The sequence below is a fragment of the Xanthomonas sp. 10-10 genome, assembly GCF_040182365.1.
Classification (GTDB): Bacteria; Pseudomonadota; Gammaproteobacteria; order Xanthomonadales; family Xanthomonadaceae; genus Xanthomonas; species Xanthomonas arboricola_F.
Map to the genome: position 1 here is coordinate 3,125,623 of NZ_CP144460.1, position 25,603 is coordinate 3,151,225.

Below are 25,603 nucleotides of genomic sequence, written 5' to 3' on the forward strand. Positions count from 1 at the left end.
GGGGTTGCGTACGCGGCGGCTGGTCCCTATAATTTGCCTCCCCGCCCGAATAGCTCAGCCGGTTAGAGCACTTGACTGTTAATCAGGGGGTCGTTGGTTCGAGTCCAACTTCGGGCGCCAAAAACATCAAGGACTTGCGAGTTTCGCAAGTCCTTTTTTGTCGTTAGTCGAGAAAAAGCAGGCCGCGCGCGCTTCGGCCTTGCGCAACATTGACTTGGCCATAGCCAGCGGTCTTCAGGCAACCCAATCATCGGGAAGACGTGTCCAGGAGCAGCTCTCCAGTGACCTCATTCCTATGATTTAGACCAGCCAGAACGAGAAAATTCGGCGGCACTCAGGCCCCGGGAGGCCCGCCGCCATGAAGAAATCGAAGTTCACCGAAGAGCAGACCGCATTCGCCCTGAAGCAGACTGATATCGGCACGACGGACGAGGAGATTTTCCGCCAGATTGGCGCCAGCCGGGCTACGTTCTACGCGTAGCGCAAGAATTTCGGGGATCGGCGTTGCCGGCCTGCGTCGACTACGCCACTTTGAGGAAGAGAGCTGCAAGCTCAAGCAGCTAGTCGGCGATCTAAACCTGGGCAAGGTGATGTTGCAGGACGTGTGGTCGACAAAGCTCTGATGCCACGCAGTGCAAGACGCTTGTGGGCCATCTGCGATCGGTATCAGGCTGGACTCGACGGGCTTGCGCGGTCGTCAAGCAAAGTCGATTGGCGTGGTATTACTAGCCTTTTGACAACGGTGATGCGCCACTGCTTCGAAAGATAGTAGAGATCGCGCCCGTACGGGTCCGCCATGGTTTATGGCGATCCCACGTGCAATTGCAGAGAGAAGGCCGGAAATGCAACCACACGTGTCTGTCTCGGCCGTACTGCCAAGCAAGCCTCAACCTGCGGCACAACCCTCCGCGCAGATACAAGGCCGCAGCACATCGCATGGAGCGGACTGAACTGACCGCCCCTAACCAAGTTTGAAGCATGGACTTCGTTGCCGACGCTTGCTCCGCTGCCGCCGCTTCCGGGCAGTGAACATCTCGGACAACTTCACCATGGAAAGCCTGAACATCGAAGCGAATCAGAACCTCGAGGGCGCAGACCTGGTGATGACAGCGATGCAATTCCCACGTCCTCAATGCCCTCCCCTTGCGGCGCATTCAGAGGGCAACGAATTCATCTCGATGGTGGTGGATTTCTGGGCCCACGACAACGACGTGAGCATGGCGTATTCACCGCCGGACAGACCGGCACACCGCTCGTCGAATCGCCCCACGGCAGCTACCTCGATCGGCGATGTCCCGCAGGCCAAGTTCGCCACCTAATTCGCCTCCCACCCCGGAGCCGAACTGTTCAGCTCTGCGAAGGCATGCCTAGCGCGGAGAGAAGGTCACTGCTTGACCACTGCCTGCAGATATCACACAACAGCTTGGGACCACGCCCGCTAAGTTCTATATTTCAAAAAGTCGACATATAAAACTCAACTGCCGTCAAGAAAAGCTGTCAATTCGCAAATCCCATCTCCTTCTTCAAAAACCTTAAAACACACCAAAAAATCAAACAACCAACTTACTACCGCAACTCAAAGATCACCAGCATTCCGCAGCCGAAGCCGCAGTACCAGACGCGCCTCGCTCGCCCTTCTGGTTAAGAGACAGCGTGCCGCATTTGGGATCCCTCTGCGAGGTAGACGGAGTTGCTGTCAGCACAAACGCCTTAGCCGTAGGCGTCGATTCAAATGCTATTGCATAAGAGTTGATGATCCCGTCGCAAGCTGCAGGCGCAGGTGCATCGACGTAGGTCAACTTGGTCGTGTAATAACGCTCCATGAGCTGTGCTCGCTCCTGCAAGCAAACTGTAGCTGCGGATCTACGCGTTTTGATTACGTAGGCGTTATAGCTGGGGAACGCAATCGCTGACAGAATCGCAATGACAGCCACAACAACCATGACCTCCATCAGCGTGAACCCATAAAGGCGAGATCGCATATGGGACATACGTCGATAATGAAACACACTTGATCTGCACATCGATCAGTCTCCTCGCTTGACTTCGCGCCAAGACACACGCCCGACGTTACGATTTTCCGGGATACCCACGCTCGCATTATTGCCTGATGAACCACCCAAGACTGCCCGCCCGCGGAGCAAGTTCGCCAATGTCGGCATCCCCACCCCCAAATCCACCGATCCAACTGGAATGTCTCGACCGTCACTCGTCAATTTTTCGTCTGTAAAGCTACCATCACCATCTAAGTCGAAGAACGAAGAATTGCTACTGGTACCGGTAAAGGCGTCCAAAGCATTCAAGTAGCCACGTCCATCTGCCTGACAAGCACTAGCAGTGGGAATAACGCTGGAAGTTACTAGAACATCGCCTAGCAATTGGGCATCACTCACGATACGTTCGCCTTCTGCCGTGCCTGGCTGTGGCGGTGCCACAAGATCGACGTACCAGCCCTTTGATGTAGCAGGCAAAGGAGAATTCGCCTCAAAGGAGCGAACCGGCCTGCCACCCAGCGTACCGGCAACAACAGTAGTGCGACGCGTAAGATTCGCTGACGTGCCGCTTCGAACGATTGCTGTACCATCATCGACAAAGCCATACATGCTTTGAACATCCATATTTGTCAAGTCGCCAGTTGTCATCAACCGACCCGTACCAAAGAATACCCATGTCTTGAAGGTCGTAGGATTCAGGGCAACTGTCAATCCACCAGTAATGGGCTGGCGCACTGGCGTAGCTCCTCCGGTATAAGTAGCCGCAAAAATGGGGCGACCGCTATTTGCTAAACCCCATGTTGTAGCGGTTGCTGACGAGACATCGAATTTCCAGAGATTACCAAGTAAGTCACCAGCGTAAACAGCATCCACAGTCCCGTTGCCATCAGAATCCCAACCAACAGAAGTAGACAATCCGTTCGAATCAGCACTATCCGTGACAGGTGAACCAACGCCTGTGTCGATCTTCCTAATTAACGCTCCGGTATCAAGATTATAAATCAACAGAACAGCACGACCATTTGTGCTATTGACTCCATTGCTGACAATCAACGCGGTCTCCCCGGTGTTAAGCTTTGCTATAACAGGCTTGGACTGTACCAAACCCATATCGCCGCCTTGTTCCGTCACCTCCCATTTGAAGTCACTCACGCCAAAAGTGGTCGGATTGGTTACGTCCAGCGCAAATAGACCTTTGCCGCCCTTCCCAAGAGTGCCAACCAAGGTGTTTTTACCCGGAGTCTGGGTCCGCGTAGACACGACAACTGGACCATCTACAGAATACCTGTGCGTATAATCTGGACGACTCAAAGAATTCAGACCGCTCCAGCTGACTCCATTTGGAAGATAGGCAAACAACTCGGCACCATTCGCGGCATTTATCGCATGCAGCATGCCGTCGTTAGATCCCACGTAAAGACTATTCGTTTCTGGAACATACGCAGGAGACGAGCTGACGATATCTCCTAGAATGCGACTACGGTTACGTAATGTACCGCCATTTTGAATTTCAAGCGTCCGCGTTCCGGCGATATATGCAGCATTATCCTCACCACTCACGGGATAATTGCTTGCCCCAACCCGAGCCAGCGACGCAATTTGCGCCGCTGTCGCCGATGCCGGAAAAGCCAATCCTCTGACTCCATCGGAAGTAAAGACTTTACGATTAACAGTGGGAATTTGTTCAGACGCTCTCCAACTCGCGGTCGTCGACACTCCATCAGCCGCAGTGACTGCATAAGAAGTCACTTCCCCCGTCCATACTCCTGAAACGTAGGTCGCCTGATAGACCCGGGTTCCTGTGGTGAGCGATGTTGAATTTGCAGATACATTTGAAAATGAACCAGTTCGCTCAGTAACCGAGGACAATGCTGCACGCAAACCGCTTGTTACCTGGCCCGGATTACTTGCTGCAACAAATCGGCCTCGACCGTTGACCGAAGCATGCCACAGATCATCGATCGTAGTGATGTTATCCGCGACCGGGCTCGGCCACGCCTTGGTTCCCGCAGTGATTGCCGGTAGATCTGATGCTGGATCCAATGTTCCTCTGAGACCAATCGATAGACCGAAAGTCACCATGTGCTGCCAGAATGCAGGGTCGGCTCCCGTTGTCGGCACAATATTTGGCATATCTGCACGAAGATCATTTTTCCAATAGCGCATGGCGACGTCCGCCAAAGTATTGGAAAGCCCATCACTGTAAGGCCGCGAAGCTGTATAGGTGTAAGAAGAGTTGTCCGGCCTTAAAATTGCGCTGCCATTGGAGCCATCCTGATTACCTCCGGAGCTGAAACCGCTATCGCTATTCCAGTAGCCATCCGTAGTCAAGATAGTGAAATTTTGCCTGCACTGAAGCTGGTTGGAACCAGCTTCAGGCCCATACGGCCCCGAAGCATTTGTCTGCGAAAAATATTCACCAGCGTTCGTGAGAGCGCTACGTAGCGGCGTACCGTTTGACGCTATTGTCGAATAAAGTCTCCGATACCATTCAGCTCGGTTGTTATTCGTGCCGGATACGCCATTGGGGTCATCGAATAAACCCTGATTATACGAAACGGGAATCGGGACAGTCTGAGTAGGTATGTTGGCATTAGTACTTGCCCCGTTACGCCCCCAGATAGTGCGATAACCAACACGAACATCGGTCCCAAGCTCACTAAAAGCGGTGCCGGCAGCAGCCTTTGCTGCTTTCGTACGGGTACGATAGTAAGAATACCATGCAGCAAAGTTGGTTCTTTCTTCGGCATCGGTCCTGGACCTTGAATTGCCTTGGCTATCTACGATGACCGGAGTCGAATAAGTGCAATTCCTCCATCCCCAGCCAGAGGTGCTCGTATCGCAGCCGGCATTGGAGACGCCATTGCTATTCAAAATGTCATAGCTGTAACTTAGTGTAACACCCGAATAAGCACTACCACCATACACCCGGATATTGTAAACACCTGCCGCCGGAGATGAGAAGTTGCACGCCTCTGAATTTCCACTCGAGGTCTGGGCACAATCAAACTGCGCCAAAGTTGGCGTGGCGTTCAATCTGACGTAAAGATCAGCACAACGCGCATTTCTACAATTGGCAGAGCTTGCGGTCTGAATTGATAAATTCGAAGCTCCTGCCGGCAAATTTATTGAGTAATTTGCACTAAACACTCCAGCAGCGCCTGACAGTCCAGATGCAATCGTTCCGCTATCGCTTCTCGATACACCTTGCAGGCGCTCACTACGGACCACCTGCCCGCCAGTAAGAATTTGATACCTGTAGTATTGAGTAGCATCAGAATAATTGGAAATATCGCCTTTAGGAAAGTAGAAAGTCCTTACAGCGCTGGAAAGATTCAAAGTAGCACTCGTGGTATTTGCGAACGAGCTCTGCACGTTGACATTATCAGAGTAGGCCGCGGTGTAACTCAACCCTCCCACGAGCGGCGTGCCTGTTGAATCCAGCCAGGCGTTGTATGATACATTAGGGTTGTAATAGAGCGTATTTGTCACATAATTGAGATCATAGAAAGCTGCCAAATCGACACTATCTGACCCGTAGTCGTTGTCCGCGGTTCTATTGTCACCAGTAGGAATACTGGTAATGCCGCCACCAGAGATACTGGAAACATCAGGGTTGTACATATACCTCCATTGCATGGAGCCCGAATCATCCAGAATAAATAGAATATTCGGAGGCACACGACTGGAGGTAGTCAAGGGATCGGAAGGCAATGTGATACCGGCATTGACGGGTATTGCCAACAGAGTCGCAAAGTAAGCACACAGCACAGGAGTTGCACGAGCGAATAAACGTCGGTGCCAGGAATTATTTTTGGTTTGCGGCGTACGCATGGCAAACGTCCTCAGCGAACTAGATAATTGGTCTGTAGCAGGACGCTGGCGCGGTCCGCCTCTTCTGCTAGCGCAGTGATTCGATAGCGCGGAGTAAGACATTGCGCATCGATTGGCACTTTGCGATCGCACGCCGGCCATGTAGGCGCCTCCCCCATATACTCGATGAAATATTTAGCCCTGGGGAGAGGTGCTTTATCAGAAATATCATTGGTCGCATTAAGCCAACCGGCAAAACTGTTATTCAGCCAGCGATCTGATTCAGTTGCGACTGGTGTACTGCAGACACCCGCAGTGCATCCACTGCTCGGAACTGCAGAAGCGAGAGTTGCCTGCGCGAGCAACTCACCCTGACGCAGGGCAGATTCGGCCGCCTGAAAGCCGAGACTTCGATCATACAAGTTAGCGGCCATGCGCTCTTCGAGAGTAGTGTTCCGCAAGACAGTCAAACCAAGAAGCGTCATAACCAAAAGCAAAATCAGCACTACAATCAAAGATGCGCCACGCTGCCCTGAAGCATTTGGCAAATGGGTTAGCTCACTCATGGGTTGCGGTTCCGCAGGCTTGCGACGTGGACCAATTGACGTTCAATCACTGCAGACCCCACTCCGACGCTGTCGGTACCGACAAGACTGAGGCTCATACGAGCTGCGATAACATCCGCCCAACGGGTTCCAACCGCAGATGCATTGACGTAGCTATTACTACCTTTCACTAGATAGAGCACACTGAGATTCTTGACACCCTCAGCCACCTCTTGAGTTGTTACAGTGCCATTGGCAGTGGCAACCTGCTGGTATAAGGATGGACCATTAGTGCCGTTACCGATATACCAGCGAGTTGCATGCAAACGGACCAGGACCGAACCAGAGGCCGCGTAATTGAAGACCGTTCCTGTGGCACAGCTCATAGGTACTCCTAGACCCAACGTACAGTTTCCCGGCGTTCCAGCTCGTGCATGGAAAATGTCTTGACCGCTAACCGATGACACTTGGAAAATGGACGCCTGACGTGAATTGCAGGCAACCGCCAAGTCGCCTGCATTCAAACCGTGACTGGCAGTATTCACTGTAAATTTCGCAGTCGCAGTGTCATGCAGACTGATGGTCGCCGCATTCTCATCAGCTGCAAACAATTGCAGCACTTCGGTACCTGCAAGGCGCTGCCCATTACTTCCACCAACAGTCAGATCCGCAGCGTTGTCTGTCGCCCCATATCCGCGAAAAGCATCGCCCCACTGATTCAGGTTGCTCCACCACTTGGAAGAAGAACTCTCAAGGACATTCGCTATAGGCAGGTTATTGACACAGGGATTTCCGGCAGCTTCACGCACGTCTCTTGCCATCAACTCAAAAGCGTTACGCACCCCTTCTTGCATTCTCCCAAGGCCCTCGGTAGCTCGATATGTCTGGCGATTGGAGGCAAAAATGCCAACGGCAGCCCCTACCACTAGCAGACCAAGCAGCAGCGCTATCATGAGCTCAACCATTGTGAAGCCGCTGCTTTTAGTACGGCTACCACGCTCCCTCCTACGCATTGCGCTCATAACTGCACCGTAGTCATAAATTCCTGAGCAGAATTGCCTGCCTCTTTTTTGCTGCCAGCCGCGTTAACTGCTCTGCTGTCATCCCACTTTAATCCGATATCACAAATTCCGCTTTGGCAATCTATGCTGCCGCAGGCGCTCGCGTCATCCATTGCAACTCCTAAACTTCCCTTCCAGGCCCTTAACCACGCGGCTTTGTCGGTTTCTGCAAGTGAAGCACCGGTCGGCGCAGCACAAAGATAGCCAGACGTGTTATACCCACCTGCCAAGGCTATGTCACGATTGGCGCGCATCGCGTCCAACACCGTATATGCCTGAATCACGGCACCACTTCTTTCCAAAGAGCTCTGACTATTCCGCAATGCTGTAGTCTGCATTGCAGCGATCCCAAGCAAGCCAATTGCCATGACCAGCACTGAAATCATCACCTCTATCAATGTGGCGCCACGCTGCAGCTGCTTAGACAAAGGACGATACATCGGTTTCTCCTGGTGGGCGCTCACGCTGCACCTAATTTAATTAAGGACAACTGCCCGCCTCTCGCTTGACCTCGAGGCGAGAGCCTCCCGCAAGTTGTACCAACCGACGATTCTGTGCGGGCCTTGTCGTATTCATGCACACGACGATCTGTGCAGTCGCGAGCATGCCAGTGCTGGCCTTCGCCAATCCGTCGGAGCCGTAGACGATCGCGCTGACGTTCCCCGTGGCGGTGATACCGGCCTTACCAGAGAAGTCGCGTAGTACCTCGCCACTATTGTCAATTCGAGCGATCCATCGTGTCCATGTGGTACCCGTCAAACAGCTTGAGCCATTTGACGATGGACAGACCGTCACTTTTCTATTCCGTCGAATCGCTTCCGAACGGGCGTACTGTAACGTTCCAATCAGTTCATTGGCCTGCGATGCCAAACGGCTGTCATTAATAAATGTATTGAAGCTGGGGACAGCGATGGCAGCTAGAATTGCCATTACGGCAATTGCCGTCATCAGTTCCACTAATGTAAATCCTCTTTCCCGCAGCACTAACCGCAGTTGCGGGTTCGCAGGAAGCTCACAAGTACTTAGCATGGAGATCCCCATCCCCTAGTCGACCCGCGTACACTAAGCTAGACGGGGTGGAAATCCATAGCTTGTGCCGACAAACGGGCGCATCAGTGATCCAAGCGGCCTGCCTCCCATCCAGCTCCTTCACAGGGCGTCGCCGCCAGTGATCCAAATTCCTGCCTCCAAACCACTGCAAGCTCCCCTCGATGCGCTTTGGCAAGCCCCAGTGATCATTGCAGTCATTTTGGCGGGCGAGTTGCTTGCCGCAACGCTAGCGCTCGCACCCGGCATCGAAAGCGGCCGCTGGGTCTACTTCGGGCTGAGCTCTCTGGTCATTCAATGGATCAGCCTGCCAACTTTGGGAGCGCTTTACCTAATACGAACTCCGCTCAGCAGGCTGCGCCCCCAACAAGTCGCTCAGGCTGCGCTAGCGGCCCTTTTGATCGTAACCGGACTGATCTGCTTGTTGATACAGAGCCTGACGCACGATGTGATGCCGATCCCCCGTAACGACTGGATGTCACTTTGGCTACAGTTCACGGGCATCGCACTGGCAATGGGCATTCTAAGCTTGGTCATTTTTCAGAATCACTGGAATGCGCGACAGTTAGCCGTCCGTGCGAAACAGGCAGAGCTTGAGGCCCTCCAAGCGCGCATCCACCCACATTTTCTGTTCAACACACTCAATACCGGAATCGCCCTGCTGCACCAACGGCCAGAGGCTGCAGAACAGCTCCTGCTAGATCTAGCAGATCTCTTCAGGGCTGCGCTTGCCGGCCCACCAGCAATGAAGCTTGCCGAAGAATTGGCACTGACGGAGAGGTACTTGAAGATCGAAGCATTGCGTTTCGGCAAACGATTACGTATCGCCTGGCAGCTACCTTCTCCATTGCCCGATATCGAGGTCCCCACGCTGAGCATTCAGACATTGGCTGAAAATGCAATCCGCCATGGGGTCGAGCCATCCGCTAATGGTGGCGAGGTTCTCGTCAGAGTAGTCACTTATGAGGACAGGATCGAACTATCCGTTACGAACGATGTGCCGAGTACACCACTTGATACGAGTATCGGCCACCGCATCGGCCTAAACGCAGTGCGTAGCCGTCTCGACAGCTTGACTGATGGTAAAGGCAGACTAGACACGGATATCAGCGATGGCCGCCATTTGGCAACCATCGTGATGCCCCTTATCCATCAAAGATCACAAACTCAGGAAAACAACCTCTAAGTCACTACCCGATAGCACGGCCGGTAATCCCCAGAGATCTTCATCCGGCGTTGTTCGACGAAGCCGCGCAGCAGTTCGTCCAGGGCCTGCATGATGTCCGGGTCGCCATGGATCTCGAACGGGCCAAACTCCTCGATGCGGCGCATGCCATCTTCCTTGACGTTGCCGGCAACGATACCGGAGAAGGCACGGCGCAAGTCGGCCGCGAGGGCCGGCGCCGGGCGGCCGTGGTGCAGGTCCAGCGCAGCCATGGCTTCGTGGCTGGGCACGAACGGCTGCTGGTACTCAAGCGGGATATGCACCGACCAGTTGAAGTAATACGAATCCTTCTGGTCCTTGCGGTGCGCGCGCACCTCGTGAATGCCTTCTGCCATACGGCGTGCGACGGCGACCGGGTCGCCGACGATGATCTCGTAGCGCGACGCAGCCGCCTCGCCGAGGGTGAGGCGGATGAAGCGGTCGATCTGTTCGAAGTACGGCGCGGCAATGGTCGGGCCGGTCAGGATCAGCGGGAACGGCAGGTCGGCGTTTTCTTCGCGTAGCAGGATGCCGAGCAGATAGAGAATTTCTTCGGCGGTACCGACGCCCCCTGGAAACACCAGGATGCCATGACCGATCCGAACGAAGGCTTCCAGGCGCTTCTCGATGTCCGGCATGATCACCAGGTGGTTGACGATCGGATTCGGTGACTCCGCCGCGATGATGCCGGGCTCGGTCACACCGATGTAGCGGGTGTGGTGCTTGCGCTGTTTGGCATGCGCAATGGTGGCTCCCTTCATCGGGCCCTTCATCGCGCCCGGGCCACAGCCGGTGCAGATATCCAGGCCACGCAGGCCGAGCTCGTAGCCGACCTGCTTGGTGTACAGATATTCGTCGCGCGAGATGGAATGCCCGCCCCAGCACACGACCAGATTCGGGTCCGACGGCTGCAGGATGCGCGCGTTGCGCAACTGGCCGAAGACGGCGTTGGTGATGCCTTCGCTGGTGTCCAGATCGGCGCGCTGCGCTTCCAGCTCGATCGCCATGTAAGCGAGATCGCGGACGACGGCAAACAGCAGCTCGGCAACGCCGCGGATGATCTCGCCGTCGACGAACGCCATTGCTGGCGCGTTGCTCAGGTCGATGCGGATGCCGCGATCCTGTTGGTTCACCTGGATGTCGAAATCCGGATACAGGTCGCGCGCGGCGCGCGGGTCGTCCGAGGCGCTGCCACTGGTCAGCACCGCCAGCGCGCAACGGCGCAGCAATTCGTGCATGCCGCCGCTGGATGCATCGCGCAACCGGGCCACTTCCGCCTTGGACAACACGTCCAGACCACCCCGCGGATAGATCCGCGCATCCACCACCGGCAGCGCCCGTGCTGCCGTACTGCTGAGTTCCATAGCTTGCTCCTGTCGTCTGTCGGAGACTTTAGCGTACTCACCCGCACAAAAGAAAACGGCCGGGAGAACCCGGCCGTTTTTGCTGCTTACGTCACCAGCCGCATTAGAACTTGTACTTCAACGTCACCTGCATCGACCAACGCGACACGCCAGTGTTGCCCTTGTCGTTGTTGTTTTCCTGCACCGTAGGCTCGTCGGTGGCGCCTGTAAAGTTGTAGATGTACTTGCCGGTTGCAGGATCGATACCGGCATAGCTCGCCACTCGGGCGGTGGAGTTGAAGCCGTAGTCCTCGATGCGACCCCACTTTTTGTTGAGCAGGTTACCGACGTTCATGATGTCCAGCGCCAACTCGGTCTTGTGGCCTTCGAACAGACCGGGCAGCTCCTGACTGACGTGCAGATCGAAGCTGTTAACCCACTTGGTACGGAACTCGTTCGCAGGCGCAATCTGCCCCTTGTAGGCAGCCAACTCGGGATTTTTTGCCAGCCAATCAAAGAAGCGCTGCTCCATTGCAGCTCCGCCAACCCACCGGACGTCGCCAGGCCCGTTCGGTACGTAGAACAGGTCGTTGAAGTAGCCGGCCCCGGAGGTAGAAGCAGCGTCGCCGTTCAAGTCGTTGTAGTAGATGTAGCTAAACGGACGACCCGAACGACCTTCGTAGAACAACCCCACGCTGGTGTTGTACTTGCCGAAGAACGCCTTCTTCCAGTTGATCGAGCCAGTGATGCGATCCTTGATCGCATAACGCGAATCGTAGGCCACGTTTTCATTGGCAGTGCCGATCAGCGTGCTGCCCCAGTTCGAGGTGTTCTGCGAACTGGTCAAAGGACTGACTTCAGTGGACTCTGTGTAGGTGTAGGCAAGCGACCAGCCCCAGGTTTCCGTGAGCGGCTTGTTCAACCCAACCGTGAACTGGGTGCCTTCGCCCTTGTCAGTATTGCGCATGAGCATCACATCGCCCATGTCGCTTGGACGATTGGCCTTGCCGCTTACGACTTGACCACCACCCAGGTTTTGACCGTTCTGTACGGAAGTATTGGTACCAGTCGAAGGGCGGTAACCCGCAGCGTTCCAGTACAACTCACGACCATCCTGACCAATACGGGTCGCAGCCACACCAGCTTGGTTGTACAGGTCCAGGCGCTCAAAATAGATCGCGTTATTGACCTTGGTGTACAGCACCTCAGCCGAAGCGACGATGCCATACCAGGGCAACTCATGATCGAAGGCGAGATTGGTCTTCCACACCGATGGCAGCTTGAGGTCGGGCGCGGCGATGTCCACGTTCTGACGAGCACCGGCCCCAGCAGTCGGGATGTACGGCGGATTGGTATTCGGGGTGAAGATACCGACCGGATTGTTGACCGTGTACTCGGTATAGTTCAGGCCGGTGTTCTGGTACACACCTGCCAGCCATACATTCGGTGCGGCACCGCCAAACAGACCCAGGCCGCCGCGCAGCTGTGTAGGACGATCGCTATCGAACGTGTAGTTGAAGCCGAAGCGCGGCTGCACCAACTTGTCGTCGGGTAGCTGGGTATTGTCGTAGCCATACAGCGACATAATGCGCGGGTTGTACAGGCGCTGATCACTGAAGTCGGGCATGTCGATGCGCACGCCGCCCTGCACGGTCAGATTGCTATTGACCGCCCAGCTATCCTGGATGAACAAACCAGTATTCTTCAGCGTGTACTCGGCCGGAATGTCGTCATAACTACCGCCGGGACGCGGCGCACGCACAATGTACTGGTTAACGCGACCTGCCGCGAAGTCGTTGAGGTTGTTGAACAAGTATGCGCCGTTGAGATTACGGCCGAAGTAGTTGAGCAGATCGTTTTTGGAATAATCGAAGCCAAACTTGACGGTGTGGTCACCGACATACCAAGTCCCGGCACCGAAGGCGCTCAATTCCTTGCTCTCGACCGCATTGATGTGCGAGTTCTGCTCGGTACCGAAATAGAGCGAATTATTCGCAGTCCCGCCAAAACCACGCACCTGAATCTGCGGCAAGGTCGAATTCGGCTCGCGGACCGCAGAGTATTCCTTATGTGAAAGCTTGAATTCGGTTGAGAAGTTCTCGGACCAGTCACTGAACAGTTCGCCCATCCAGGATTCGTAGGTCTTTGGCTGCTGATACCAAAAACTGCTCAGCGAGACAGCACTATTGCTGATCTGCGGGAAGCGGACCACGTTTTGCTCAAGCTTGTTGTAACGCACAGCGGCGCGATGATTGTCGCTGATGTTCCAGTCGATCTTCAGCGCATATTCTTCGACTTCGGTCTTATTGGCAGGCTGGTTCAGCGAACCCGCGTCGAAGCCATAACCGGTTGCGATCTGCTGTGCACGGGCGATATCGGCATCGGTGATGCTACCTCTGCCATACGGAGAATCAGTCAAGCTGATACCCGGCGCCGAACGCTCCATCTTTTCGTAGTTGGCAAAGAAGAACAGCTTGTCCTTGACGATCGGCCCACCCAAGGTCATGCCATAGGTCTTTTCATCATCGAAGCCATTGAAACGAACGCCTTCCAATTCCTTGCGCACCATATCCTTGTCGCGATACGCGTAGTACACGGTGCCGCCAAAGTTATTGGTACCCGACTTGGTTACCGCATTGATTACTGCGCCGGTACCGCCAGAAATGGTGGTGTCGTAATTGGCGACATCGATATTGATTTCCTGGATGGCATCCATCGACACCGGCTGACGCTCGGTCGGCAGGTTATTGGACTCCAAACCAAAGGGATCGCCTGCACCAATACCGTCGATGCGAATAGCGTTGTAGCGCGTATTTTGACCGCCCACCGAAATTGCGCCATCGGCCTTGCTGACTTGCGAAATACGCGGATCGAGACGGATGTAATCTTGGATGTTGCGATTGACCGACGGCAGCGATTCGATGGTCTCGCGAGACACGTTCGTGCCGGTACCCATCTTGTAAGCGCTAAACAGCTCCGAGCCACCCGCGACAGCCATGACCTGCACGGCTTCGAGATTGGTGGCGGCGATGTCGCCTGCCAAATCCGCATTGACAGTGTTGACCTGATTGAGGTTGAGGTAAACGCCCTCTTCGGTCTTGGTGCCTTCACCCGATTTGGTGATGGTGATGGTGTATGGCCCACCCACACGCAGGCCGCGCGCGTTGTAGCGTCCGCTGGCATCGGTGGTGGCGCGGCTGACGGTACCCGATTCGACGTGGGTGATCGTGACTTCGGCATTCGGCACCGGCTGACCGCCGCTGCTGGTGACCAGGCCAGCGACGCCGGCGGAGGTGCTCTGCGCAAATACGGGAGCGGCGGCGAGTGCGGCAACGAGACCAAGCGTGAGCTTGGACATGCGGAGACAACGGGGGTGGGTCATTTCGGTGGCCTCGATACAGGTTGGGCAGTGACAAAAGCGCAGTCAGCCCAACCGTTCCCGGGGGTGGGCTGCCGATGATCTGGGGTCCCTCGCCGGGCGGCTGGTTGCTGCCGCAACGGTTAACAACAGATTAACACGCTAAGGCCTGATTGTGACGGCGGCGTGACAAAGTTCGCGCACTGCAACATGAACTTCGCATGTGAAGGCGCAACGGCCTTGTTGCGCAAGATCGCAGCGGGAGCGAGACATGCGTCTCGACTGGGCCAAATTCGGTCGTCAAAAGCCGGCGGGACTGCGGCTGGACCGGGTTTGCGCAAAGGAGCGCGCGTCGCGCCACGGCCAGTACCGACCCCTGATATGACAGCGCCCTTAAATCGACACCGGCAGCTTGAAGTACGTCCCCAACCCATCCAGGAACATCTGCACGGAAATCGCGACCAGCAGCATGCCCATCAGCCGCTCGATCGCGGTCAGTGCGCGATGACCGAGCAGTTTGTACAGCAACGGGGCCGAGGCCAGGATCGTGGAGGCGCCGATCCAGGCGATCATCAGCGCCAGGCTCCAGTCCCACAGACGCGTGGGTTCGTTACTGCCCATGAGCATGACCGCGGCCATGCCGGACGGTCCGGCCACCAGCGGAATGGCCAGCGGCACGATGAAGGGCTCGCCGTCCGGGATCTCGCCCATCAGGCCTTCCGGGCGCGGGAAGATCATGCGGATGCCGATCAGAAACAGCACGATGCCGCCGGCGATCGCCACCGATTCCTGCCGCAGATGCATCAGTTCCAGCGCGTATTTGCCGCCCCACAGAAACGCCATCAACACGATCAGGGCGATCAGCAGCTCGCGCGCGAGCACGAAGCGCTGCCGCTTGGGCGGCAACGGTTTGAGCACGCTGAGAAAGACCGGGATGTTGCCCAGCGGGTCCAGGATCAGGAACAGCAGCAAGGCCGCCGACAGAATGGTCATGCGCAAGGGCTCCAGATCGCACCGCGGTGCGGGGCACCTGCCATGGACAACAAGGTGACACAGGCGGACGCGTAACGGACGGGGTCGGCCGCCTCGCTGTCTTCCTGATGGGTAAAGGCGCGCGCGCGCAATGCGGTGCGCATCGGCCCTGGTTGCAGGCCATGGACGCGCACCGGGCCGGCTGCGGTTTCGTGATGCAGGCTGGCGATCACGCCGAGCTGCGCATGCTGGGCGGCGCCGTAGGCGCCCCAGTAGGCCTGACCGACGCGCACGGCATCGTCGACCACGAAGACCACGGCCGCGTCGTCCTGCTGTCGCATCAGTGGAAGGCAGGCCTGGGTCAACCAGGCGCGTGCGGTGAGATTGACGTGGATGCTGCGTGCGAAGTCCGCAGGTGCCGCAAGTTCGGCCGGCGTCAGCCCGCCGAAATCGGCGGCGCAATGCAGCAGCCCATGGACACCGCCCAATTCGGACTGCAGCCGTTGCGCCAACCCAGCGTAATCATCGGGTGTCGCGCCGGCCAGATCGAGCGGGTACAGCAACGGCTCCGGACCCAGCGTTGCCATCGCATCGTAGACGCGCTCCAACGGACGCAGCTTGCGCCCCAGCAGTACCACGGTCGCCCCTGCCGATGCGCATGCCCGTGCGGCGGCGGCGCCCAGCCCACCGGCCGCGCCGGTGATCAGCACCACCCGCCCGGCCAGCGACTGCGGCGGACCCTGGTCCTGCAACGCACTCACGGCTGATACGCTTCGGTGACGATGCGCTTGAGTTCGCCGGCTTCGAAAAGTTCCAGCGTGATGTCGCAACCGCCGATCAGCTCGCCATGGATGAACAACTGCGGAAAGGTCGGCCAATTGGAATAACGCGGCAGATTGGCGCGGATTTCGGGTTCTTCCAGCACATTGACCGTGCGCAGCTGATCGGCGCCGGCGGCGATCAACGCCTGCACTGCGCGGCTGGAAAACCCGCACATCGGAAACTGCGGGGTGCCTTTCATGAACAGCACGATCGGGTGTTGTTCGACTTCGGCCTGGATCCGTTCCATCACCGGCATTGGACTCTCCTGACTGGGAGCGGCAGGCCCGACCGCCGGGTCGGATAGACTTCCGCAAAGGCGCGCATTGTAAGCCTTCACGCGACCTGCCGCCGGACTCCCTTCGCTGCCTTGCACATCATGCCGATCGAACACGCTGCACTCCCCTACTCCCGCGCCGCTCTGGAGCCGCATCTGTCTTCCGCGACCCTGGAGGCGCACCACGGCGTCTGTCATCGCAGCGAGGTCGAACGGCTCAATACGCGCATCGAAGGCAGCGAATTTGCCGAGCTGACGCTGGAAGAGATCATCGCGCAGGCGCAGGGCACGCTGTTCCACCTGGCCGCGCAGGTGTGGAACCACAATTTCTATTGGCAATGCCTGCGGCCACGCGGTGGCGGCGAGCCGCTCGGCAAGCTGGCCGATGGCATCGGCAGATCGTTCGGCGATTTCGTGCACTTCAAGCAGGAGTTCAATCGCGTCGCCTTGAGCAGCTTCGGCTCGGGCTGGGTCTGGCTGGTACAACGCCCGGACGGCGCATTGGCCGTTGTCGCCACGCCCAATGCGTCCACGCCACTGACCGGGCCGGACACGCCGCTACTGGCATGCGACCTCTGGGAACACGCGTACTACCTGGATTACCAGCAGGACCGTGCCCAGTACCTGGAGGCGTTCTGGAAGCTGATCAACTGGGATTTCGTGGCCAGCCGGCTGAGCTGACACGCGCACCTGGATGCCGATGGACCGCTGACCGGCGGCCCGCGTCAGTGCTCTGCGCCCAAGTGCAGGCAGCCATCGCGCCGCCTCACTGCTGCGTCGCGATGTCTCGGGATCGGCTGACAACTCAGCCTTCGCGCAGGCGCGCAATCACCGGTTCGACTTGCGCAGTGCGCTGCAGTGCCACCCCGGCTGCGACAAGCGCCTCGTCCAGCGCCTGCGGGGTATCGGCACGCAGCGTTGCGTGTCCCACCTTTCGGCCCTCGCGCGACTGCTTGCCGTAGTCGTGCCAATGCCCACCGGGCACTGCCAGAAATGCCGCAGCGTCCGGCATCGCGCCCAGCCAGTTGAGCATGCAGGCATGGCCACGCATCGCAGTGCTGCCAAGTGGCAGGCCGAGCACGGCGCGCACATGATTTTCGAACTGCGAGGTCTCGGCGCCTTCAATGGTCCAATGCCCGGAGTTGTGCACGCGCGGCGCCATCTCGTTGGCGAGCAACTGGCCATCGCGCACGAACAGTTCCAGCGCGAACACGCCCACGTAGTCCACGCGCTCGGCGATCGCACGCGCATGTGCCTGTGCGGCGGCCTGCAACCCGGCATCTACACGCGCCGGCGCCAGACTGGCCGAGAGCACGCCGTCCACATGCCAGTTCTCGGTCAGCGGCCACGCGCGAAATTCGCCATCGCGCCCACGCACGGCCACCACGCTGACCTCGCGCTCGAACGGCACGAAGGCCTCCACGATCAGCCCGACCTTCGCCGCCTGCGCGCCAAGCGCGTCCCACGCGGCATCGGCATCGGCCAGCGTCTTGATGCGGAACTGGCCCTTGCCGTCGTAGCCGAAGCGACGCGTCTTGAGCACGCAGGGCGTACCGATACGCGCCAAGGCAGCGTCGAGCCCGGCACGGTCGTCGATGGCGGCAAACTCCGGCACCGGAATGCCGAGCGCGCGGAACAAGGTTTTCTCGCTCAGCCGATCCTGCGCTACCGCCAGGGCATCCGGGCGCGGCAACACCGGCAGCTGCGCGGCAAGTTGCTGCGCGCTGGCGGCAGGCACGTTCTCGAAATCGAAGGTGATTGCATCCACCTGCGCGGCGAATGCCGCGAGCGCGGCAACATCGTCGAACGCGCCCACCTGCAGCGGTGCCACCTGCCCTGCGCAGGCATCGGCCGCCGGGTCGAATACCGCAAACCGCAGCCCAAGCGGAACGCCGGCCAGCACCAGCATGCGCGCCAACTGGCCGCCTCCCAGAATACCGACCGTGGTCATTGGCGCGGGTCGTCGCTGGCCATCACATCGTCGGTCTGTTTGGCACGGAACTGCGCCAGCGCCTGACCGATCTGTACCTGCTCCGGCGCCAGCATCGCGGCCGCAAACAACGCCGCGTTGGCCGCGCCGGCGTTGCCGATCGCAAACGTGGCCACCGGGATGCCGGCCGGCATCTGCACGATCGACAGCAATGAATCCATGCCGTTGAGCGCCTTGGACTGCACCGGCACGCCCAGCACCGGCACCGCCGTCTTGGCCGCCAGCATGCCTGGCAGGTGCGCTGCACCGCCGGCACCGGCAATGATGGCGCGCAAGCCGCGCTCGACAGCTTGTTCTGCGTAGGTGAACAACACATCCGGGGTACGGTGCGCCGAGACCACCTTGACTTCGTACGGCACGCCCAGCGCATCGAGCTTCTGAGCTGCGTGTTGCATGGTCTCCCAATCCGAACGGGAGCCCATCACGATGCCGACCAGCGGCGCGGAGTGGTTGGAGGTCATGGCCCTGCCCTGCGGTAAAGACGTATTCTAGCCAATCTCCACGCAAGACAAGACTTCGATGGATCGCAAACTGCTCGACCTGCTGTGCTCGCCCGACACCCGTCAGCCGCTTTCGCTGCTGGACGGCAAGGGCCTGGAAGCGCTCAACACCGCCATCGCCGCCGGAGCCCTGCAGCGCGCCGACGGCACCGCGCAAAGCCAGCCGCTGCGCGAGGCCTTGATCACCCGGGACCGCAAGCAGGTCTTCCGCGTCGACGACGGTATTCCGGTGCTGCTGGCCGAAGAAGCCATCGCCACCGCGCAGATCACCGACTTCCCCGAAAAGTGAGTTCGTCCGTGCGTACCGTGCCTGCGGCTCCGCCAGCGGCGTTGGTCGATGCCGATGTGGCGCGCGCGCTGGCCGAAGACATCGGCTCTGGCGATGTGACTGCCGCGCTGCTGCCCGACCAAGCCGACAGCGCCTATCTGTTGTGCAAGCAGGACGCGGTGATCGCCGGCCGACCCTGGTTCGATGCCACCCATCGTGCGCTCGACCCACAGGTACGCATCGACTGGCACGTACACGAAGGTCAGCACGTCAGCGCCGGCACGGTGCTGGCCATCCTGCAAGGCCGTAGCCGCAGCCTGGTCAGTGCCGAACGCACATCGCTGAACTTTCTGCAGACGCTCTCCGCCACCGCCACCGCCACCGCGGCCTATGTGGCGGAAGTGGCAGGCACCGGCGCCCACATCCTGGACACGCGCAAGACGCTGCCGGGCCTGCGCATGGCGCAGAAATACGCGGTGCGCTGCGGTGGCGGCGACAATCACCGCATCGGCCTGTTCGATACGGTGATGCTCAAGGAAAACCATATCCGCGCCGCCGGCTCGCTCGGCGCAGCCGTGCATGCGGCACGTGCGCAGCAACCGCAGTTGCCGCTGGTGGTGGAGGTGGAAACGCTGGCGCAGCTGCGCGAGGCCTTGCAGGTGGGCTGCACGCGCATCCTGATCGACGACTTCGACCCGGCGATGCGTCGCGAGGCGGTGCGCATCGTTGCCGCACTGCCGGTGGATCAGCGCATCCCGCTGGAAGTCTCCGGCAGCGTCGACCTGGCCGGCATCCGCGCAATTGCACAGGACGGCGTGGACTGCATTTCCATCGGCGGGTTGACCAAGCATGTGCAGGCGGTGGATCTGTCGCTCAAACTCGGCCCGCCGCCGCACTGATTTCACGTCTGCGCGCAGGCCGCTCTGGCAGCCTGCTGCGATTGCTTTCGTGCAGGATGTTCGATGACCGTAAGACCCTGGCCGTGGATGTGCCTGTTGCTTGCAGGATTGGGAGGCGGCGCTGCGGCTGCGGAAGTGTGCGATGTGCCGCCGCGGTTCGGCACCAGCCCCGCCGCTATCGCCATCGTGCGCTCGGCCTGCAATGAGCATCGTCTGTGGCAACACCCGTTCATCGATGCCAAAGGGCGCCTTGCCAGCCTGGGCGTGACCGAAGCCGAATCGGGCTATCTCGCCGACCATGGTGTCGTCGCCTGGCAGCGCGTGGCAGACTATTGGCGCGACAGCGGCACGCTTGCTTCGATGGGCGGCCGTCCCGGCGCGTCAAGTTGCGCTGCATTGGATGGCACCCGCTACACCGCCAGCGATTGTCGCGCGTTTCTGATCGACAACCCGTGGTCGGCCGCTTTCATTTCATGGGTGATGACGCAAGCCAGACTGAGCGGATTCCACCGTTCAGCGCGCCATCTGGACTACATTCGCAGCGCGTACAACGACGGTGCCACCGGCCCGTACCAGTTCGCCGACCCTGCCGTCGAAAAGCCTGCACCCGGCGATCTGCTCTGCCTGCTCCGCGGGCGCAGCGTGGCGCTTGGCTACGCAGGATTGAAGGCCGCGTTGGGCGGTAGCGCATCGATGCCATGGCAATCGCATTGCGATGTGGTGGTGGCTGCCAATGTCGGCGGCGATCGCACGCTGTATCTGATCGGCGGCAATGTGTTCAACACCGTGATGATGCGCAAGATGCCGCTGGACCGCGCCGGTCGGGTGGTATTGCCGACGCCGCAGTCCGACAACGCGCAGGACCAGAACGAAGACAGCCTTGGCGCCGCCAGCGAATGCACGCCGGCACACGAAGAACTATGCGACTTCAATCGTCGCGACTGGGCTGCGTTGCTGAAGCTGCGTCCTGATGCGGCGATGCTGGCGCCACCGCCGACCGAACCACTGCCTGCGCCCACCGCACCGCCTGCCGAGCAGACGATGCCACCAGGTTTTCCACGCGTGGTGCCGCCGCGCCCGGAAACGCAGCCGGCGCCGACGCAGCAGCCTGGTTGAGGAACGAATCGAAGCCCCTCTCTCTGCTGCGGGAGAGGGGTTGGGGTGAGCTACGGAGGCGTAGCCCTGGCGCCGTTTCACCTGCATGAGACTGCGACCGCACCCTCATCCGCCCCTTCGGGGCACCTTCTCCCGGTGGGAGAAGGAACAAGGCATGGGCTATTGCGAACCGACAACAAGAAAGCGGGCCGAAGCCCGCTTTTTCGTGACGTATCAACCAGCGGCGATTACTCGGCCGACGGCGGAACGCCCTCGCCTTCTTCCACTGCCTTGATCGACAGACGGATACGGCCCTGCTTGTCCACTTCCAGCACCTTGACGCGGACCAGATCGCCTTCCTTCAGCTTGTCGCCGACCTTCTCCACGCGCTCGCTGGAAATCTGCGAGACGTGCACCAGGCCGTCCTTGCCCGGCAGGATGGTGACGAACGCGCCGAAGTCCATGATCTTGGCGACCTTGCCTTCGTAGATGCGGCCCGGCTCCACGTCCGAGGTGATCTGCTCGATACGCGACTTGGCAGCTTGCGCGGCGATCGCGTTGACCGAGGCGATGATGATCGTGCCGTCGTCCTGGATGTCGATCTGCGTACCGGTTTCCTTGGTGATCGCCTGGATGGTCGAGCCGCCCTTGCCGATCACTTCGCGGATCTTGTCCGGGTGGATCTTGATGGTCAGCAAGCGCGGCGCGTAGTCGCTCAGCTCCTGACGCGGGGCGGTCAGTGCATGCGCCATCTCGCCGAGGATGTGCAGACGGCCGGCCTTGGCCTGCTGCAATGCCTGCTTCATGATCTCTTCGGTGATGCCTTCGATCTTGATGTCCATCTGCAGCGCGGACACGCCTTCTGCAGTACCGGCCACCTTGAAGTCCATGTCGCCGAGGTGATCTTCGTCACCCAGGATGTCCGACAGCACCACGAAGCGGTCGTTTTCCTTGACCAGGCCCATCGCGATACCTGCGACCGGGGCCTTGATCGGCACGCCGGCATCCATCAGCGCCAGCGAGCTGCCGCAGACCGATGCCATCGACGAGGAGCCATTGGACTCGGTGATTTCCGAGACCACGCGGATCGTATACGGAAATTCTTCCAGGCTCGGCATCACGGCGAGCACGCCGCGCTTGGCCAGACGGCCATGACCGATTTCGCGACGCTTCGGCGCACCGAAACGACCGCACTCGCCCACCGAATAAGGAGGGAAGTTGTAATGGAACAGGAAGTTTTCCTTGTACTCGCCGCTGACCGCATCGATCACCTGGCCATCGCGGGCAGTGCCCAGCGTGGTGACCACGATCGCCTGCGTCTCGCCGCGGGTGAACAGCGCCGAGCCGTGGGTACGCGGCAGCACGCCGGCCTGCACCGCGATCGGACGCACGGTATCCAGCGCACGACCATCGATACGCACCTTGGTGTCGAGCACCGAGTCGCGCATGGTGTGGTATTCCAGCTCGCCGAATTCCTTCGACAGCTCGGCGCTGCTCCAGCCCTCGGAGGCGACGCGGCCGGCCAGCGACTCCATCACGTCCTTCTTGATCGCCGAGATGGCATCGCGACGCTGCAGCTTGTCGCGCACCTGGAAGGCGCTCGCCAGCTGCGTGCCGACGGCTTCCTTCAGCGCGTTGATCAGCGCGGTGTTCTTGGCAGGCGCAACCCAGGTGCTGGGCTTGGTGCCGGCTTCGACGGTCAGCTCGTTGATCGCATTGATGACCTTCTGCAGTTCGCGATGACCGAAGGTCACTGCGCCCAGCATCACTTCTTCGGACAGCAGCGCCGCTTCCGACTCCACCATCAGCACCGCATTGGCGGTACCGGCGACCACCAGCTCCAGCTGCGAATCCTTCAGCTCGGCGATGGTCGGGTTGAGGATGTACTCACCGTTCTTGTAGCCCACCTTGGCGGCGCCGATCGGGCCATTGAAGGGGGTGCCGGCCAGCGACAGTGCAGCCGACGCACCGATCAACGCGGCGATGTCGCCGTCGATGTCCGGGTTCATCGACATCACGGTCGCGATGATCTGTACTTCGTTCTTGTAGTCCTCCGGGAACAGCGGACGGATCGGACGGTCGATCAGGCGCGAGATCAACGTTTCCTTCTCGGTCGCACGTCCTTCGCGCTTGAAGAAGCCGCCCGGGATGCGGCCGCCGGCGTAGAACTTCTCCTGATAATCGACCGTCAGGGGGAAGAAGTCCTGCCCTTCGCGCGCGGTTTTTGCGGCGACGGCGGTGACCAGCAGTACGGTGTCGTCCATCTTGACGATGACGGCACCGCTCGCCTGGCGAGCGACTTCGCCCGTCTCCAGGGTGACGGTGTGCTTGCCGTACTGGAAGGTTTTGGTGATTTTTGCCACGGAGGTTTTTTCCTTAGGTGTAACTGTCTTCGTTGGACCGTCGTCGACCCATGCCGAGAACGGGCGGCCGGGAGGCTCCGGCCCATGAACTTGATAATGCGATGACGCGTTTGCGAACGACCAAAACAAAGCCGCGGCGCATCGCTGCGCCGCGGCGGTAGGACTCGATTAGCGGCGCAGGCCGAGCTTCTCGATCAACGACTTGTAACGATCGTTGTCCTTCTTCTTCAGGTAGTCGAGCAGGCTGCGGCGACGGTTGACCATCTGCAGCAGACCGCGACGGCTGTGGTGATCCTTCTTGTGGGTCTTGAAGTGGCCGGTCAGCAGCTCGATGCGTGCGGTCAGCAGAGCGACCTGCACTTCCGGCGAACCGGTGTCCTGGGCGCTGCGCTTGTTGTCTTCAATAACTTTCTGGGTGTCGACGGACATGATGTTTACTCGATAGATGCGTGGTCGACAGGAACGTGCATGACGCACCGTCGGACTCGCCGTTTGCTAGGGATGAGCGCGCTTGGCGCTGAGGTGCCCCGATCGGGGCCGCGAAATTGTACCGTCGCAGGACGCCGGGAACAAGTTGACTAAACCTTAACAACCTGGAGTTTCGTTCAGTCCATTGAACAAGCGCTGTGGCGACAGCCGGCCGTCAGCGTCAACAAGGCCAAGGCCTGACGGGCTTCCATCCGGGCCGAAAACGGCGACCTGGCCGGCTGGAAACGCCGGATCGCGCAGCCTTTGTCCCATCCGGAAGCGGGTCGCATGGGCGTGATCGAGGGTGATCTGCGCAAAATCGGCCAGCCCTGCCTGGATCGGCAGCAGCAGATCCTGCGCCCGCGCGCCCGATTCCACTGCTGCGCTCAACGCTTCCAGGGTCATCATCTGGGGCGAGCGGAACGGCTCTACCCAGAGCCGGCGCAGCGCGGCGATATGCGCACCGCAGCCGAGACTTTCGCCCAGATCGCGGGCCAGGCTGCGGATGTAGGTGCCGGAGCCGCAGGTCACGCGCAACTGCAGGCGCGGCGCGTGGTAGCCGATCAACTCGATCGCATGCACGTCGACCTCACGTACCGGCGCCTCGATCGCTTCGCCCCTGCGTGCCTTGGCATACAGCGGCTCGCCACCCTGCTTGAGCGCGGAATAGATCGGGGCCTGCTGCTGGATGCGCCCGATAAACGGGGCCAAGGCCGCGCGCACTGCCTCTTCGCTCAGCGCAGGCACCGCACGCTCGCGCAGCGGCTCGCCGTCGGCATCGTCGGTATCGGTGGTGACGCCCAGTACCACCTCGGCGTCGTACGCCTTGGCCGAACCCAGCAGCAAGCCGGCGATCTTGGTCGCCTCGCCCAGGCATAACGGCAGCAAGCCGGTGGCCAGCGGGTCCAGGCTGCCGGTGTGGCCGCCCTTTTCGGCACGCAACAAGCGGCGTGCGGCCTGCAATGCAGCGTTGGAACTGAGCCCGGCCGGTTTGTCCAGCAACAGGATGCCGTGCAGCGGGCGATAGACGATGCGGGGTTTCAAAAGATCGGTGCTCGAATCGGGCGCTGTGCGCATCCGCGGGAATCCAGGGGCACGGCAGCTCGCCCAGCCGACACAGCGCTCAGCGCTGCTCGGCGTCCTCATCGCTGGACGTGGCCTGCGGACCGACATCGTCCAGGTCACGCAGCAGGTTGTCGATGCGTTCGCCACGGTCGACCGAGTCGTCGTAGTGAAAGTGCAGCTCGGGCACATGACGCAGCTTCATCGCGCGCGCCAGTTGCGTGCGCAGCTGACCGGCGATTTCCTTGAGCCCCTTGACCGCTTCGGCCGAGCGCTCCTGCTGCAGCGCGGTGACGAACACCTTGGCGTGCGCCAGATCGCGGCTGATTTCGACATCGGACACGCTGACCGACGGCAGGCCGTGGTCGCGCACGGCCGCGTGCACGATGGTGCCGAGGTCGCGACGCACCTGCGCAGAGACGCGGTCGGTGCGATGGAATGATTTGGTTGGCATGGTCGTGGACCTGGTTGATTCGGAGGGCCAGATGGCACCGAAGCCAAAAACGAACGCGGGCGGCCATGCCG

At 59.5% G+C, this 25,603-nt stretch carries 24 protein-coding genes and 1 tRNA gene; 8 read left to right on the plus strand and 17 right to left on the minus strand.

Annotated elements, in window-relative coordinates:
* The first annotated feature begins 43 nt into the window (after positions 1–43).
* The 3 genes from VZ068_RS13145 to VZ068_RS13155 all read left to right on the plus strand — a co-directional run bounded on the left by VZ068_RS13145 (position 44) and on the right by VZ068_RS13155 (position 1,319).
* Positions 44–120, plus strand: a tRNA-Asn gene (locus tag VZ068_RS13145).
* Between the two features lie 238 nt (positions 121–358).
* On the plus strand, positions 359–481 hold the full coding sequence (locus tag VZ068_RS13150) for a hypothetical protein (RefSeq protein WP_349655551.1): 123 nt from the start codon (positions 359–361) through the stop codon (positions 479–481).
* Positions 482–1,049: 568 nt separating this feature from the next.
* On the plus strand, positions 1,050–1,319 hold the full coding sequence (locus VZ068_RS13155) for a hypothetical protein (RefSeq protein WP_349655552.1): 270 nt from the start codon (positions 1,050–1,052) through the stop codon (positions 1,317–1,319).
* A 264-nt stretch (positions 1,320–1,583) separates the two neighbouring features.
* Here VZ068_RS13155 and VZ068_RS13160 read toward each other — a convergent pair whose 3' ends face one another.
* From VZ068_RS13160 to VZ068_RS13185, 6 genes are all read right to left on the minus strand, one after another.
* Complete coding sequence (locus tag VZ068_RS13160) at positions 1,584–2,024, minus strand: type IV pilin protein (RefSeq protein WP_349655553.1); 441 nt, start codon at positions 2,022–2,024, stop codon at positions 1,584–1,586.
* A 3-nt stretch (positions 2,025–2,027) separates the two neighbouring features.
* Positions 2,028–5,828, minus strand: a complete 3,801-nt coding sequence (locus VZ068_RS13165; protein ID WP_349655554.1) for a PilC/PilY family type IV pilus protein — start codon at positions 5,826–5,828, stop codon at positions 2,028–2,030.
* Positions 5,829–5,839: 11 nt separating this feature from the next.
* A complete protein-coding gene (locus VZ068_RS13170) occupies positions 5,840–6,373 on the minus strand; it encodes a PilX N-terminal domain-containing pilus assembly protein (protein ID WP_259160993.1) in 534 nt (177 codons plus the stop codon).
* Complete coding sequence (locus VZ068_RS13175; protein WP_259160994.1) at positions 6,370–7,305, minus strand: PilW family protein; 936 nt, start codon at positions 7,303–7,305, stop codon at positions 6,370–6,372. The genes VZ068_RS13170 and VZ068_RS13175 overlap by 4 nt, the downstream gene beginning before the upstream one ends.
* A 65-nt stretch (positions 7,306–7,370) precedes the next feature.
* Positions 7,371–7,853: a type IV pilus modification protein PilV gene (gene pilV / locus VZ068_RS13180; protein ID WP_259160996.1), complete on the minus strand. Its 483-nt coding sequence runs from the start codon at positions 7,851–7,853 to the stop codon at positions 7,371–7,373.
* A gap of 40 nt (positions 7,854–7,893) precedes the next feature.
* The gene (locus VZ068_RS13185) at positions 7,894–8,361 is read right to left on the minus strand and encodes a GspH/FimT family pseudopilin (protein ID WP_326521113.1); all 468 of its coding nucleotides are present in this window, start codon (positions 8,359–8,361) and stop codon (positions 7,894–7,896) included.
* 220 nt (positions 8,362–8,581) lie between these two features.
* Between VZ068_RS13185 and VZ068_RS13190 the strand changes: the two genes are divergently transcribed.
* Complete coding sequence (locus VZ068_RS13190; protein WP_349655555.1) at positions 8,582–9,646, plus strand: histidine kinase; 1,065 nt, start codon at positions 8,582–8,584, stop codon at positions 9,644–9,646.
* Here the strand turns inward: VZ068_RS13190 and ppnN are convergent.
* The 5 genes from ppnN to grxD all read right to left on the minus strand — a co-directional run bounded on the left by ppnN (position 9,643) and on the right by grxD (position 16,415).
* A complete protein-coding gene (gene ppnN / locus VZ068_RS13195; protein ID WP_259150999.1) occupies positions 9,643–11,028 on the minus strand; it encodes a nucleotide 5'-monophosphate nucleosidase PpnN in 1,386 nt (461 codons plus the stop codon). The two genes, VZ068_RS13190 and ppnN, sit on opposite strands and share 4 nt — an antisense overlap.
* Positions 11,029–11,131: 103 nt before the next feature.
* The gene (locus VZ068_RS13200; protein ID WP_349655556.1) at positions 11,132–14,389 is read right to left on the minus strand and encodes a carboxypeptidase regulatory-like domain-containing protein; all 3,258 of its coding nucleotides are present in this window, start codon (positions 14,387–14,389) and stop codon (positions 11,132–11,134) included.
* 369 nt (positions 14,390–14,758) lie between these two features.
* The gene (locus tag VZ068_RS13205; RefSeq protein ID WP_046963961.1) at positions 14,759–15,358 is read right to left on the minus strand and encodes a YhgN family NAAT transporter; all 600 of its coding nucleotides are present in this window, start codon (positions 15,356–15,358) and stop codon (positions 14,759–14,761) included.
* Positions 15,355–16,098, minus strand: coding sequence for an SDR family NAD(P)-dependent oxidoreductase (locus VZ068_RS13210; RefSeq protein WP_349655557.1), 744 nt, complete (start codon positions 16,096–16,098; stop codon positions 15,355–15,357). The genes VZ068_RS13205 and VZ068_RS13210 overlap by 4 nt, the downstream gene beginning before the upstream one ends.
* Entirely contained in the window at positions 16,095–16,415 is a 321-nt protein-coding gene (gene grxD, locus VZ068_RS13215) for a Grx4 family monothiol glutaredoxin (protein ID WP_039420602.1), read from the minus strand. The genes VZ068_RS13210 and grxD overlap by 4 nt, the downstream gene beginning before the upstream one ends.
* 120 nt (positions 16,416–16,535) lie before the next feature.
* Between grxD and VZ068_RS13220 the strand changes: the two genes are divergently transcribed.
* On the plus strand, positions 16,536–17,114 hold the full coding sequence (locus VZ068_RS13220; RefSeq protein WP_349655558.1) for a Fe-Mn family superoxide dismutase: 579 nt from the start codon (positions 16,536–16,538) through the stop codon (positions 17,112–17,114).
* 124 nt (positions 17,115–17,238) lie between these two features.
* On the opposite strand, the gene VZ068_RS13225 is transcribed toward VZ068_RS13220, so the two are convergent.
* Positions 17,239–18,384, minus strand: a complete 1,146-nt coding sequence (locus VZ068_RS13225) for a 5-(carboxyamino)imidazole ribonucleotide synthase (protein ID WP_349655559.1) — start codon at positions 18,382–18,384, stop codon at positions 17,239–17,241.
* Positions 18,381–18,884 carry a 5-(carboxyamino)imidazole ribonucleotide mutase gene (purE, locus tag VZ068_RS13230; protein WP_349655560.1) on the minus strand — a complete coding sequence of 168 codons (504 nt, stop codon included), beginning with the start codon at positions 18,882–18,884 and terminating at the stop codon, positions 18,381–18,383. The genes VZ068_RS13225 and purE overlap by 4 nt, the downstream gene beginning before the upstream one ends.
* 58 nt (positions 18,885–18,942) lie before the next feature.
* Between purE and VZ068_RS13235 the strand changes: the two genes are divergently transcribed.
* The 3 genes from VZ068_RS13235 (at position 18,943) to VZ068_RS13245 (ending at position 21,206) form a co-directional block, all read left to right on the plus strand.
* Positions 18,943–19,212 (plus strand): Trm112 family protein, encoded by a 270-nt coding sequence (locus tag VZ068_RS13235; protein WP_259151008.1) that lies wholly within the window; start codon positions 18,943–18,945, stop codon positions 19,210–19,212.
* Positions 19,209–20,090, plus strand: coding sequence for a carboxylating nicotinate-nucleotide diphosphorylase (nadC, locus tag VZ068_RS13240; protein WP_259151009.1), 882 nt, complete (start codon positions 19,209–19,211; stop codon positions 20,088–20,090). Before VZ068_RS13235 ends, nadC begins: the two co-directional genes overlap by 4 nt.
* A gap of 63 nt (positions 20,091–20,153) precedes the next feature.
* On the plus strand, positions 20,154–21,206 hold the full coding sequence (locus tag VZ068_RS13245) for a DUF2272 domain-containing protein (protein WP_349655561.1): 1,053 nt from the start codon (positions 20,154–20,156) through the stop codon (positions 21,204–21,206).
* A gap of 227 nt (positions 21,207–21,433) precedes the next feature.
* On the opposite strand, the gene pnp is transcribed toward VZ068_RS13245, so the two are convergent.
* The 4 genes from pnp to rbfA form a co-directional block, all read right to left on the minus strand.
* Positions 21,434–23,548 carry a polyribonucleotide nucleotidyltransferase gene (gene pnp / locus VZ068_RS13250; protein WP_046963953.1) on the minus strand — a complete coding sequence of 705 codons (2,115 nt, stop codon included), beginning with the start codon at positions 23,546–23,548 and terminating at the stop codon, positions 21,434–21,436.
* A 168-nt stretch (positions 23,549–23,716) separates the two neighbouring features.
* On the minus strand, positions 23,717–23,977 hold the full coding sequence (rpsO, locus tag VZ068_RS13255; protein ID WP_005991399.1) for a 30S ribosomal protein S15: 261 nt from the start codon (positions 23,975–23,977) through the stop codon (positions 23,717–23,719).
* Between the two features lie 156 nt (positions 23,978–24,133).
* Positions 24,134–25,060 carry a tRNA pseudouridine(55) synthase TruB gene (gene truB / locus VZ068_RS13260; RefSeq protein WP_349655562.1) on the minus strand — a complete coding sequence of 309 codons (927 nt, stop codon included), beginning with the start codon at positions 25,058–25,060 and terminating at the stop codon, positions 24,134–24,136.
* 79 nt (positions 25,061–25,139) lie between these two features.
* Positions 25,140–25,532, minus strand: coding sequence for a 30S ribosome-binding factor RbfA (rbfA, locus tag VZ068_RS13265; protein ID WP_005991395.1), 393 nt, complete (start codon positions 25,530–25,532; stop codon positions 25,140–25,142).
* Between the last annotated feature and the right edge of the window lie 71 nt (positions 25,533–25,603).

Coding starts and splice junctions, on each gene's coding strand:
- pilV (WP_259160996.1), bottom strand. CDS start 7,853: ATGTATCGTCCTTTGTCTAAGCAGCTGCAGCGTGGCGCCACATTGATA.
- VZ068_RS13170 (WP_259160993.1), bottom strand. CDS start 6,373: ATGAGTGAGCTAACCCATTTGCCAAATGCTTCAGGGCAGCGTGGCGCA.
- VZ068_RS13225 (WP_349655559.1), bottom strand. CDS start 18,384: ATGACCACGGTCGGTATTCTGGGAGGCGGCCAGTTGGCGCGCATGCTG.
- VZ068_RS13220 (WP_349655558.1), top strand. CDS start 16,536: ATGCCGATCGAACACGCTGCACTCCCCTACTCCCGCGCCGCTCTGGAG.
- VZ068_RS13205 (WP_046963961.1), bottom strand. CDS start 15,358: ATGACCATTCTGTCGGCGGCCTTGCTGCTGTTCCTGATCCTGGACCCG.
- VZ068_RS13175 (WP_259160994.1), bottom strand. CDS start 7,305: ATGATAGCGCTGCTGCTTGGTCTGCTAGTGGTAGGGGCTGCCGTTGGC.
- VZ068_RS13160 (WP_349655553.1), bottom strand. CDS start 2,024: ATGTGCAGATCAAGTGTGTTTCATTATCGACGTATGTCCCATATGCGA.
- VZ068_RS13200 (WP_349655556.1), bottom strand. CDS start 14,389: ATGACCCACCCCCGTTGTCTCCGCATGTCCAAGCTCACGCTTGGTCTC.
- grxD (WP_039420602.1), bottom strand. CDS start 16,415: ATGCCGGTGATGGAACGGATCCAGGCCGAAGTCGAACAACACCCGATC.
- rpsO (WP_005991399.1), bottom strand. CDS start 23,977: ATGTCCGTCGACACCCAGAAAGTTATTGAAGACAACAAGCGCAGCGCC.
- ppnN (WP_259150999.1), bottom strand. CDS start 11,028: ATGGAACTCAGCAGTACGGCAGCACGGGCGCTGCCGGTGGTGGATGCG.
- VZ068_RS13150 (WP_349655551.1), top strand. CDS start 359: ATGAAGAAATCGAAGTTCACCGAAGAGCAGACCGCATTCGCCCTGAAG.
- purE (WP_349655560.1), bottom strand. CDS start 18,884: ATGACCTCCAACCACTCCGCGCCGCTGGTCGGCATCGTGATGGGCTCC.
- rbfA (WP_005991395.1), bottom strand. CDS start 25,532: ATGCCAACCAAATCATTCCATCGCACCGACCGCGTCTCTGCGCAGGTG.
- VZ068_RS13185 (WP_326521113.1), bottom strand. CDS start 8,361: ATGACGGCAATTGCCGTAATGGCAATTCTAGCTGCCATCGCTGTCCCC.
- VZ068_RS13235 (WP_259151008.1), top strand. CDS start 18,943: ATGGATCGCAAACTGCTCGACCTGCTGTGCTCGCCCGACACCCGTCAG.
- VZ068_RS13165 (WP_349655554.1), bottom strand. CDS start 5,828: ATGCGTACGCCGCAAACCAAAAATAATTCCTGGCACCGACGTTTATTC.
- VZ068_RS13155 (WP_349655552.1), top strand. CDS start 1,050: ATGGAAAGCCTGAACATCGAAGCGAATCAGAACCTCGAGGGCGCAGAC.
- VZ068_RS13245 (WP_349655561.1), top strand. CDS start 20,154: ATGACCGTAAGACCCTGGCCGTGGATGTGCCTGTTGCTTGCAGGATTG.